At 71.8% G+C, this 11,050-nt stretch carries 9 protein-coding genes; 4 read left to right on the top strand and 5 right to left on the bottom strand.

Translation table 11 applies throughout. The features are described 5' to 3' along the window. Positions 1–145: 145 nt before the first annotated feature. Complete coding sequence (locus Q8A52_RS30875) at positions 146–1,123, bottom strand: DUF3068 domain-containing protein (RefSeq protein ID WP_316757385.1); 978 nt, start codon at positions 1,121–1,123, stop codon at positions 146–148. Positions 1,124–1,319: 196 nt separating this feature from the next. Between Q8A52_RS30875 and Q8A52_RS30870 the strand changes: the two genes are divergently transcribed. The 4 genes from Q8A52_RS30870 to Q8A52_RS30855 all read left to right on the top strand — a co-directional run bounded on the left by Q8A52_RS30870 (position 1,320) and on the right by Q8A52_RS30855 (position 4,521). Continuing rightward, positions 1,320–1,472 (top strand): hypothetical protein, encoded by a 153-nt coding sequence (locus tag Q8A52_RS30870; protein WP_316757384.1) that lies wholly within the window; start codon positions 1,320–1,322, stop codon positions 1,470–1,472. 64 nt (positions 1,473–1,536) lie between these two features. Continuing rightward, a complete protein-coding gene (locus Q8A52_RS30865; protein WP_316757678.1) occupies positions 1,537–2,757 on the top strand; it encodes a helix-turn-helix domain-containing protein in 1,221 nt (406 codons plus the stop codon). A 148-nt stretch (positions 2,758–2,905) separates the two neighbouring features. Beyond that, a complete protein-coding gene (locus Q8A52_RS30860; protein ID WP_316757382.1) occupies positions 2,906–3,679 on the top strand; it encodes an IclR family transcriptional regulator in 774 nt (257 codons plus the stop codon). Next, a complete protein-coding gene (locus tag Q8A52_RS30855; RefSeq protein WP_316757380.1) occupies positions 3,676–4,521 on the top strand; it encodes an SMP-30/gluconolactonase/LRE family protein in 846 nt (281 codons plus the stop codon). Before Q8A52_RS30860 ends, Q8A52_RS30855 begins: the two co-directional genes overlap by 4 nt. Positions 4,522–4,533: 12 nt before the next feature. On the opposite strand, the gene Q8A52_RS30850 is transcribed toward Q8A52_RS30855, so the two are convergent. The 4 genes from Q8A52_RS30850 to Q8A52_RS30835 all read right to left on the bottom strand — a co-directional run bounded on the left by Q8A52_RS30850 (position 4,534) and on the right by Q8A52_RS30835 (position 11,014). After that, positions 4,534–5,937, bottom strand: coding sequence for an NAD(P)/FAD-dependent oxidoreductase (locus Q8A52_RS30850; RefSeq protein WP_316757378.1), 1,404 nt, complete (start codon positions 5,935–5,937; stop codon positions 4,534–4,536). Continuing rightward, positions 5,934–7,166 carry an MAB_1171c family putative transporter gene (locus tag Q8A52_RS30845; RefSeq protein WP_316757376.1) on the bottom strand — a complete coding sequence of 411 codons (1,233 nt, stop codon included), beginning with the start codon at positions 7,164–7,166 and terminating at the stop codon, positions 5,934–5,936. The genes Q8A52_RS30850 and Q8A52_RS30845 overlap by 4 nt, the downstream gene beginning before the upstream one ends. Further along, on the bottom strand, positions 7,163–7,753 hold the full coding sequence (locus Q8A52_RS30840; protein ID WP_316757374.1) for a toxin-antitoxin system, toxin component family protein: 591 nt from the start codon (positions 7,751–7,753) through the stop codon (positions 7,163–7,165). Before Q8A52_RS30840 ends, Q8A52_RS30845 begins: the two co-directional genes overlap by 4 nt. Before the next feature lie 294 nt (positions 7,754–8,047). After that, positions 8,048–11,014 (bottom strand): glycoside hydrolase family 35 protein, encoded by a 2,967-nt coding sequence (locus Q8A52_RS30835; protein ID WP_316757372.1) that lies wholly within the window; start codon positions 11,012–11,014, stop codon positions 8,048–8,050. Positions 11,015–11,050: the final 36 nt, after the last annotated feature.

Below are 11,050 nucleotides of genomic sequence, written 5' to 3'. Positions count from 1 at the left end.
CTCGTCTCAGGGTGCGGAACTCACTGTGGGGGGCGATTCTGTGGATGGGCTGTGCTCGGGGTGGGGTGGACAGTTTTCGCCCAGCCGTTCCCCACGGCTACTCACCGGGATGACAATTTCGGGGCTCATTAGAGCTGACGTCACGTCACATCGTGAGGAGCGGCCGGGATGTAGCGTCTGTTTCAGGACGTTTCCGTCCTCGTACCACGAAAACAGCTCCTGCCGCCGCGAGGACGAATCCGGCCACACCCGCACCGACGGGCAGGGTTTGCCCCACCATGCGCAGCCGGCCGCTCTCCTTCTTCGCCAGGCTCACCTGTTCCTTCTGCGTCCTGGTGGTGAACCCGATCTTCCGGCTGTCCAGCAGCACCACCGCGTCCTTCTTCGACCCCGGGGCGCGCAGCGTCCGCCGCGGCCCGACCTGGGCGTAGAGCACCCGGCCGGTGCTCCGGTCGGCGATCAGCTCGATGCCGTGGTTGGAGTACCACTCCTCGGCCTGCACCTGAGAACGCTTCGGCAGGCCGACGATGCTGCCGGGCACCACCCGGGTGCCGACCTTCGCCGGGGCCACCGTCCCGGTGAAGCGGTAACCGCGGTAGCCCTGCACCTTCTTGGTGCCCGCGTAGTGCAGGGTCACCGTGGAGCCGAGGGAGTTGTCCCACCACTGGTAGGAGTGTTTGCGCAGGTCGAAGGGGAATTTCAGATAGGCGTCGCCCTCGAAGTACGGGTTCTCCTTGCAGCAGTGCACGGGCTTGTTGGTGGAGCGGTCGGTGACCCAGCGGTTCAGGAAGAACTCCAGCGCGTCGTGCGGATCGGCGGCCGGGAGCGTCTTGTCCGTGTCGACGGTCGTCGTCACGTCCCACACCGCCCGTCCGCTGCGCTCGCTGTCCTCGACGTCCCCGCGCACCACCTGGGTGATCGTGATCCGCCGGTCGGTCACGGTCCTGACCTGCCCGGTGTCGAAATAGCTGCCCTTGCCGGTGTAGACGGCGGTGGTGTCGATGTCGATCGGATTCACGGCGGCACGCGGCTCGACGTACCACGCCAGCAGGGGCGCCAGCACCAGCAGGAACGTGCCGAGACCCAGGGCGATCAGGGAAAAGGGTGAGGCTGTACGGCGCATCCGGCACTCCAGGTCCGAGAAGGAACAGTGCGCGTGCGAGTTGACCCACCCCTATGGGCCGGGAACCGTAGGCGCCCCTTGACTCGGTGTCAATGACTGTCGACACTGGGCCGGACAGGCAGGGGTGGGACGCCGGATGGGGACCGACTCCGGGAGCGTTCCCGGGGCCGACTCGGACAGAGAGGCTGACCCTGCGATGTCCAGACTGCTCGCCGCCACGCTGACCGTCGTGGCCGCCGCCGCCCTTGCCGTGGGCGCCGCGCTCGGTGTCGTCGCGCTGCTCGACGCCCGGCCCGACCAGCCGGACACTCCCTTGATCACCTACGAGCAAGCCGGTCAGGGGAGTTGACCCCGTGAGCCGGAGCGGCGCGCCGGAGACGAACCGGAGAAGGCCGCCCGCCCGTCCAGCGGCCGTGCCCGCCCGCTCGGCCTGGCACGACGTGCCCCGCCTCCAGGTCCGGCAGTTCGCCGCGATCGCCATGGCGGAGGCGCCCGTGCTGGCCGAGGAGATCCTGGGCGAGATCCGCCGGGAGTACCCCGGCCTGCCCGTCGTGCTCGACGAGAGCGGCGAACCGATGGCACTGATCGGCATCCGCCGGGCCATCGAGGTCTTCGTCCAGCACCTGGAGAGTTCCGAGGGCCGCCCGACCGTACCGCCCGGCGTGTTCCAGGAGTTCGGCCGGGGCGAGGGACTGGGCGGCCGCAGCCTCGACTCCCTCCAGGCGATCTACCGCATGGGAGTACGGCTGGCCTGGCGCCGCTTCGCCGAGATCGGCCAGCGCCTCGACATCCCGCCACCGGCCATGTACGAGCTGGTCGACGCGGGGTACGAGTATCTGGACGGGCTGGTCGACCAGTCCGTGCGTGGCTATGCCGAGGCCGCCGCCCGCCAGGCCGGGGAGCGGCTGCGCCTGCAACGCCGGCTGATGGAGCTGCTCCTCGCCGAGCGCCACCGGGGCGACCCGGCCGACGCGCTGGTCGAGCGGGCCGCGCGGATCGGCTGGCCGCTGCCCGGGAAGGTCGCGGTGGGGGTGCTGCTGCGTCCGGCGCGGGAGGCGATGGCCCCGGCGGTGGGGCAGGGGGTGCTGCTCGACATGGAGTACGAGCAGCCGCGGATGGTCGTCCCCGATCCCGATGCCGGGGGCCGCCCCGAGCTGCTGCACCGGGCGCTGACCGGCTGGGCCGGGGCGATCGGACCGCCGGTGCCGCTGGCCGACGCCTGCAAGTCGCTGCGCTGGGCCGAGGCCGCCGTACGCCTGATGGAGCGGGGACTGCTTCCCGCCGGGGAGGTGCTGCACTGCACGGAGCACACGGAGGCCCTGGTGCTGTTGCAGCCCGAGGAGCTGATCGACGACCTGGCCCTGCGCTGCCTGGCACCGCTGGCGCACTGCGGGCCGACGCACGGGAGAAGGCTTGCGGAAACGTTACTGGCGTGGCTGGAGACGCGGGGAGGCGCCCCGGAGGTGGCCGCGCGTCTCGGCGTCCACCCGCAGACCGTCCGCTACCGCCTGCGGCAGATCCGCGAGTTGTGGGGCGACGGGATCGACGACCCGGACCGCCGCTTCGAGCTGGAGCTGGTGCTGCGTGCCCAGCGGTTGCGCGGAGAGCTGGGCGATCCCAGGACACACCGGTAGTGGCGGGGGCCGCGGTCGAACGCACAATCATCACCCGCGTACAGAACCATTGCCCGTACAACCCACCATGACTAGCCTGTGTTCGTCATGCCGATCGTCTGTTGAAATCTCGAACACAGGCACTCAGACCCAAGGGAGGGGGCCGGACGTGGGACGCCTCGTACCTGCCGTGACCCGGGCTCTCGACATTCTTGAGCTCTTCCTCGACGGGGACGGCACGCTCTCCGCCCCCGACATCGTGCGCAAGCTACAGCTGCCACGCACCACCGTGCACGAACTGGTCACCACGCTCGCCGCCCGGTCGTACATCGTGCCCGTACCGGGACAGCCCGGACGGTACCGGCTCGGTGTGCGCCCGTACCAGCTCGGCAGCCGCTACGCCGAGCAGCTCGACCTCGCCGCCGAGGGCCAGCAGGTGGCCCGGTCCGTCGCCGAGACCTGCGACGAGACGGTCCATGTGGCGATCCTCGAGGGCACCGACGTCATCTACATCGCCAAGGTCGACTCCACGCACGCGGTGCGCATGGTGTCGGCGGCCGGCCGCCGGCTGCCCGCCCACTGCACCTCGGTCGGCAAGATGCTGCTGGCCTCGCTGCCCGAGCCGGAGCTGGCCTCGCGCATCCCGGACGGTGCCGAGCTGGCCGCGATGACCCCCAACAGCATCACCGACCCGGGTGTCCTGCGCGAGGCCCTGGCGGAGATCCGGCAGCGCGGCATCGCGCTCGAGAGCCGCGAGTCCAACCCGGACGTGAGCTGCGTGGCGGCGGCGGTGCGCGACCGCACGGGCCAGGTGGTCGCCGCCCTGTCCATCTCCGTCCCCATGATCCGCTGGAGCGACGAGCGCCGCGGCGAGCTGGAGCAGCTCGCCGTCAAGGGCGCGGCCGAGCTGTCGGAGCGCCTCGGGCACCGGGGCGCGGCATGACCGCGTACGAGGTGGCGGTGCCCGCGCGGGCGACGCTCGGCGAGGGCCCGACCTGGGATCCGGCGGCGGGCCGGCTGATCTGGGTGGACGTCCTGGGCTCGCGGATCCACACCTACGCCCCCGCGACCGGCCGCCGCACCGTCCGCACGACGCACCAGCACGTCGGCGCCGCCAAGCCCAGGGCGGGCGGCGGCCTGGTCCTGAACCTCAGGGACGGCGTGGGCCTCCTCGACCCGGACGACACCTTCCGCTGGCTGCACCACGAGCCCGTCCCCGGCCGCCGCGCGAACGACGCCGCGGTGGCCCCGGACGGCTCGCTGTGGGCGGGCACGATGCGCTACGACGAGGCGCCGGGGGGCGGCACGCTCTGCCGGATCACCGGCGACGGCTCCGTCGGGACGGTCCTCGACGACGTGACGGTCAGCAACGGCACCGGGTGGAGCCCCGACGGCCGCCTGCTGTACTACGTCGACTCGCCGACGCGGCAGATCGACGTCTTCCACCACGAGGACGGCCGGGCCGTGGACCGGCGCCGGCTGGCGGAGATCGAGGACGGCGCGGGCGTCCCCGACGGGCTGACGGTCGACGCCGAGGGCTGTGTGTGGGTGACGCTGTGGGACGGCGGCACGGTGCGCCGGTACACCCCGGACGGCGAGCTGGACCGCGTGATCGAGCTGCCGACCCCACGGGTGACGGCGTGCGCCTTCGGGGGCCCGGATCTGACGGACCTGTACATCACGACGGCACGGGTGGGCCTGACGGCACCGCACCCGGTCGCGGGATCGCTCCTGGTGGTACCGGGGGCGGGCAGGGGCCGGCCGCAGCCGGCGTTCGCGGGCTGACCTCGGCGGGGCTCACAACAGCCCGCCCGCCTTCCGCTCCTCGGCCGTCAGCGGCGGCCCGCTCAACTGCGGCTTGAGCGGGCCGATCGCCGCCGCCAGGAGCACGTCGGGGGCGAGCAGCACCTCCGCGCCTCGCTCCAGGGATGTCACGTCGGTGACCCGGCGGGCCACCCGGCCGTTGCCGGTGGCCGTGCGCATGAGCCGGTCCACGTACGCGGCCACGAGCCGGTCCCTGAGCGTGGGGCCGTTCTCCGTCGCGCCCGGGTAGAACACGTCCTGGCCGATCGCCAGGTCCCAGGCGGCCCGGACCGGTCGCGCGACCGCCTTCTGGATACGGCGCGACAGTCCCGGTACGGCCCATCCCTGACGCCGTATCACGTCCCGCATGATCCGGACGCTCTGGGCGGCGGCCGCCAGGCCCTGCCCGTAGATCGGGTTGAACGCGGCGAGCGCGTCGCCGACGACGGCGAAGTTCTCGGGCCACACCGGCATCCGCTCGTAGAAGTGCCGGCGGTTGAGGGTGGCACGGGTGACCGACACGTCGGACAGCGGTTCCGCGTTGCCGAGCAGGTCGCCGATCACCGGGTGCGGCAGCGCGCGGGCGAACCGGAGGAAGTCGTCGTTCTCCGCGGAGGGTTCGCCGCCGCGGGTGCCGGACAGGGTGGCGATCCACCGGCCGTCCTCGATGGGCACCAGCCAGCCCGACCGGCCCGGGACTCCGGCGCGCGGGTCGGCCTGCACATTGACGATCGGAAAGCCGTCCCGGGCCTGGTCGGGGGCGAGGAAGAGGCGGCTCGCGTACACCAGCCCGGAGTCCACCTCGCGCCGCTCCGGAGCGGGCAGCCCGAGCGCGGCCAGCCACCGGGGTGTCCCGGAGCCGCGCCCGGTCGCGTCGACGACGAGGGCGGCGGCGAGGGTGCGCTCCTCCTCGTCCGCCGTCCGGATCCGTACGCCGGTGACCTCAAGGTCCGTCCCGGCGAGCCCCAGCACCTCGGCCCCGCTCAGGAGTTCGATCCGCTCGTCGGCGAGGACCTTCGCGCGGATCGTGGCGTCCAGCAGGTCGCGGCCGGCCAGGATCACATGGTGGGACTCCGGCCAGCGGCGGAACCAGCCCTGCGAGGACAGCGCGACCACGTCCGTGGTGACCGGCAGCCGGTGGGCGCCCGCGCTCCGGAGCACCTCGGTGATGCCCGGCAGCAGGTCCTCCACGGCCCGAACGCCGCCCGACCACAGCATGTGGGCGTGCCGCGCCTGCGGCAGCCCGCGGCGTGGCTCGGGACCTTCGGGCAGGACGTCGCGGTCGACCACCACGACACGGTCGGCGAAGCCGGCCAGGGCCCGCGCCGCGAGCATGCCGGTATGGGATCCCCCCAGCACGACGGCGGTTCTGACGGCGGGGGTGGAGCGTTCACTCATGCGCGGGCACTCTCTGCCGGGGCGGTGGCCCGGGCGCGCACCGCCTCGATGTCGTCGGGGTGACGCAGGGCCCGGGACACGGCCTGGATCTTCTGGAGCAGATAGGTGGTGTCCGGGCCGGACGAGGCGGCGCCGCCGTCGGTCTCCGGCGACCGCTTGCGGGTCTCGACGGCGTCCAGGATCGTCACGGCGGCGGCGAGTGCCTCCGCCCGGCCGGGCTCGGCGCCAAGGGCGCGGGCGGCCTCGTACGACCGGGTGCGCAGGCCCTCGTCGAGGTGCCGGGAGAGCTGGAGGAGCGCGTCACGGATGAACGTCTCGCGGCGGATGAGGCGCAGTTCACCGGTGGCGCGGGGAGTGAAGGGCTCGCGGTTGCCGGTAACGGTCCGCATCAGCACGTAGAGGGGCCGCAGCTGCCAGTGGCTGACGCGCACGTGCCAGCGCTCGGCCAGGTACTGACCCGCGTGCGGGATGATGAAGCCGACGGCGACCAGGGTGGCGGAGACACACGCGGCCGACGGGGCCAGATAGGTGCTCAGCCAGTCCAGGTCGTGGCCGGTCCACCGGGCGACGACGGCGGTGAGCTTGGACGCGTCGAAGAACAGGTTGGTCGCGTATCCGACGCCCAGGAACCGGAGCCCCCAGCGCAGCCAGGCGTCGAGGCCGTCGGTGCGGATCCAGTTCCAGATCAGCCGGGCGGTGATGGTGCAGGCCACGGTGTGCGCGATCAGATAGAGGAGGATCTCCTCGCGCATGAACGGCGTGTTGGCGTAGTAGGTGTCCAGGTCCTGGAGGCGTTCCACGGGGACGTCCGCGAGCGCGAACAGCACCCACAGGGCGACCACCACACCGGCGTAGACGGAGACGACCCACCGGGTCGCGCGGCGGGTCGCGGCCGAGCGGTCGGAGATGCCGTTGCGCCAGGCGATGATCAGCAGCAGCCAGGACGCGCAGAGCGCGGTCAGCAGCGAATACACCCAGGGCGCCGAGATGTTCGGCACCCCGGTGACCCGGTTGGTCCAGGAGATGGTCTTCGGGGCCGCGAAGACGAACACCGCGCAGGCGAACAGCAGCAGGCCGCCGACGGCGCGCAGCAGCGGGTCGCGCCACATCTTGATGATGCTGGGCAGTTTGATGGCCAGCGCGACGGTGAGCACCACCGTCGGTAGCCAGAAGGAGATGTACAGACCGCGGGACAGGTCGGGCCCCGGCAGGCCGAAGGCGTTCGTCACCGCGCCGCACCTCCGCGGTAGCCCATGGAGCGCTGGACCGGGTCGAGGCGCGCGTCGGCCCCCTGCCCGGACAGCAGGGGCCGGAAGGCCGCGGCGAGCCGGTGCCCGAAGTCGTCGGCCGCGGCCTCGTCGGCCTCGCGCGAGCCGTTGCGGGCGGCGACGGTCAGGGCGACGTCGTCCAGGCCCGCCAGCGCGTGGACGGTTGCCGCGCCGACGCCGTGGTGGTGCCGGTGCCCGGCATGCATATGCCACAACTCATGTCCGAGTATGACCAGTTGCTGCAGCGCCTCGGCCCGTTCCTCCACGATGACCAGGTCGAAGTCCTGGAACTCCACCCACAGACCGGTGACTTCGATCTCGTCGGGGAAGCGTTCGAAGCGGAGCTCGACCGGCCGCCCGGCCCGCCGGTCGCCCATGGCCTCGCACAGTGCTTGGCACAACTCGCGTACGTCGGCGGGAGGATGGGGTCTCGCGCGCACCGTACGGGCGAGGTCGGCGGCGAGTCCGCGCTTGCCCGATGCGGGACGGGTGCGCCGCAGCCTCGCGGCGATCCGGGCAGCCCGCTGCCGCGCGCCCGCGATGTCCATCGCTTCCCCTCCTCACCGCCGGTCGACGGCTTGTCCGAGGTTACGCGCCCGGACGTGTCCGCGTCATGCGATCCGACGACCGTGGTTCAACCAGGAATGATCACTTCGGTGACCGGAGCCGCTCGAAAGTCACACCGGCCTCGCAGCACCCTCGCGGACGCCGACCCCGACGCCCGCAACACCCTCGACGACCCGGAGCGGGTCGCGCCGCACCCGGGCCGAGGGCACCACTCTCCAGGACGGCAGGCTCACCGCCGTACCGGAGCCGCTGTCCTGGAACGTGATCCGGCCGGTCTAGGCGCCGGGGGAGGCCACCGGTGTCACCGGCACTCCTCCGGCCGCGCTGCCCAGCAGTGCCAGCCGCACCCGGCCCGGGCCCGACAGCGTGGTCAGCTCGGACAGCACCGCCAGGGCCAGGGTGTTGGTGCCCCGGGTGCGCAGGATGCCGTTCGGCAGGACGAAGGTGTGCTGCGGGCCGACGTCGTTGATGTACTGGCCCATGTTCCAGCCGTTGAGGAAGATCTGCGCCCGGTAGGAGCGGTACGGGTCGTCCTCCAGAACGAGCCCGACCGAGGCGTCGATGCCGGCGGGCACGGCCAGTTTGAACTCGGTCCGGTACCAGGTCACGCCCTGCCGACGCTCGGCGCGCGGGAAGGCCACGGTCTTCCAGTCCCGGTCCGCGAGACCCGGCAGATGCCAGCCCTCCCGTTCGCCGTACAGCCCGCCGTTGTTCTGCGGCCCGCGCACGGGATCGGCGGCCGCCGCGCCCTGCAGGCGCCAACCGACCTTCGGCGAAGCCCCCTTGAAGGACACCTCGGTCAGCCCACGGGCCGCCTTGTGCGTGTCCAGCGCCTTGCCGTCCTGGTCGTGCTGCATGCGCCGGACCAGTACGGACAGCACATGCCGGCCGGGACCACGCAGCTCCTCGCGCACCGGGAAGGTGGCAGTGGCCGCCCAACTGCCCTTGCGAACCGTGCTGTTGTCCGGAACCGGCATCCGGTGCGTACCCAGCGGCTCCCCGTCCAGCCATGCCATCAGCAGACCCTGGGTACCGGTGCTGTAGCCGAGCGAGACCTCCTCGATGCCGGTGGAGTCCGTGAACGTGCCGCGGTACCACACGTCGCCGTAGTGGAAGCCGTAGTCGTCGGCGAACAGCACCGGCTGTCCCTTCGGCACCGGTGTGGTGCTGTACGACGACGTCCGGTCGGCGGTCCGCCACGCGGAGTCGTCGTAGTTCGGCCAGGCCTCCGGGTTCTCGGCGCGCATACGCCAGCCGCCCAGCTCGGGCAGCCGCACCTCGGGCACGCCCGGCACCAGCGTCTCGGCGTACAGGCTCTTGGAGGTGGTGAGCCGGGTGGGCACCGGGCGCCCGTTCCATGTCACCTTCTCGATCCCGCGCGGCCCCCACACCTCCAGACCGGTCTCCTCGATCGTGTCGCCGGTGAGCTCGACCGTGGAGCCGTTCAGCGTGACGTGGCGCAGCAGCGCCGGGCCGTAGACGAACACGGTTCCGGACGGGGTGTCGTACGGCCACAGGCGCACGGCGGTCGCGTCGTCGGCGAACAGGAGCAGCAGCGGTGTCTCGCTCTCGCCGCGCTCGACCAGCACGCGGGTGAGCCCGCCCTGGCCGAGGGGCACGTTCACATACAGGGCGTTGCGGTCGTACACCCAGGCGGCCTCGGGGTCCAGTCGCTGCACAACGGGCTCGACCGGGCACTCCAGGACCAGGTGCGCCATCTCGCCGTACCGCCCGGCGAACAGCGCGATGTCCTGGCGTCCCGCGTTGATGACCAGCATGGGCTGCGCGGTGCAGTGCCTCAGTTTGCGCTTGCCGAGGGAGAGCCCGGTCGTCAGCAGCTTGGCGTCCTGGGCCGGGACGGTGACCGGGAGGTCGCCCGCGGCGGTCGGCAGGCGTGAGGTGACCTCCTTCGTGCCGTCGTTGCGCACGACGTACACATGTGCCTCGGTGTCGGGATTGGTGAGGTGGTACACCTTGAGCCCGTCGGCCCGGACGTCCTCGGCCCGGTCCAGCTTGGCGAAGTCGGGCACGCGTTGCAGCAGATGCCCCAGCTCGTGCATCGGGGCGATCTTCTCGGTGACGTTCCGCGCCTCGTCGATGGCCGCGCCGTAGTCGTACGACGTGTAGACGACCGGCGCGGGCAGCCAGCCCCACGAGGTGCCGCCGAAGGTCATGTAGACGTTGTGCAGCGTGATGCCGTTGGCCAGGTTGGTCAGGTAGAAGCGCCGCTCGTAGGCCGCGTCCCGGGTGCGCCGCGACTCGGCGTACCCCTTCCCCTGGAACCACGCCCCGCCCCATGGGTCGAACCAGCCGCCCCCGAACTCGGGCACGAACCCCGGCGTGCGCGGACTTGCCGTGGCACCGCCCTTGAGCCCGCCGGGCCCGAAGTGACCCCAGTCCGGCGGCAGCTGGGCGGGTGACGGATACCCGTCGAAGCCGTACAGCCAGTTCCCCTTCTCCCCACCGGTGTCGAAGGTGCCGGGGATCCAGTAGCCGTTCCTGCCCTTGTCGTTGTGGAAGAGGGGGACGTCGATCCCGTCCCGCCGTACCTTCTTGTACAGATGGGACATGTAGTCGCGGCCGGACGGCTCGCTCACATGGGCGTCGTACTCGTTCTCGATCTGGTAGAGCAGGATCGTGCCGGTGCCCTCGGTGAACAGATGGCGGCGGGCGATCCGGTTCACCGCGGTGAGCCACTCGTCGGCGTACTTCAGATAGGTGGGGTCGGCCGTCCTCGCCGTACCCGGAGTGGCCGTGAGCCAGCCCGGGAAGCCGCCGCCGTCGATCTCGGCGTTGATGTACGGACCCGGGCGGAGGATCACATACAGCCCGGTCTCGGCCGCCATGCGCAGGAACAGATCAAGATCCCGTACACCCGTGAAGTCGTAGTGGCCGGGAGCGGGGGAGTGGTAGTTCCACGACACATAGATGCTGACCGCGTTGTAGCCGTGCGCCCGCATCTTCTGCAGCACGTCCCGCCACAGGGACGGGCTGGGCAGCCGGAAGGGATGCATCTCGCCGGACCAGACCACCAGCCGTCTGCCGTCCACGACGAGCGAGTGGTGGTCGTACCCGATCGTGTGCCGGCGTCCGTCGGCGCTCGGCGGGGCGGGGGCCGGGCCGGTCGGCACGCTGCGCGCGGCATACGCCGAGGGCGCCCCGGGGCCGCCGCTGCCGCCCAGGGTGAGACCGAGCGCGGCCGAGCCGGCGAGGGCACTGAAAGAACGTCTGCTGAGCGCCAAGGGATCCTCCCGGGCGATCTTACGGGGCGCGGGTCC

The sequence above is a fragment of the Streptomyces herbicida genome (assembly GCF_032656585.1).
Classification (GTDB): Bacteria; Actinomycetota; Actinomycetes; order Streptomycetales; family Streptomycetaceae; genus Streptomyces; species Streptomyces herbicida.
This window is presented reverse-complemented; position numbering and strand designations above follow the sequence as displayed.

What these genes read in the sequence shown, in the direction of transcription:
- Q8A52_RS30875 (WP_316757385.1), bottom strand. Translation starts at nt 1,123, where the DNA reads ATGCGCCGTACAGCCTCACCCTTTTCCCTGATCGCCCTGGGTCTCGGC.
- Q8A52_RS30850 (WP_316757378.1), bottom strand. Translation starts at nt 5,937, where the DNA reads ATGAGTGAACGCTCCACCCCCGCCGTCAGAACCGCCGTCGTGCTGGGG.
- Q8A52_RS30840 (WP_316757374.1), bottom strand. Translation starts at nt 7,753, where the DNA reads ATGGACATCGCGGGCGCGCGGCAGCGGGCTGCCCGGATCGCCGCGAGG.
- Q8A52_RS30855 (WP_316757380.1), top strand. Translation starts at nt 3,676, where the DNA reads ATGACCGCGTACGAGGTGGCGGTGCCCGCGCGGGCGACGCTCGGCGAG.
- Q8A52_RS30870 (WP_316757384.1), top strand. Translation starts at nt 1,320, where the DNA reads ATGTCCAGACTGCTCGCCGCCACGCTGACCGTCGTGGCCGCCGCCGCC.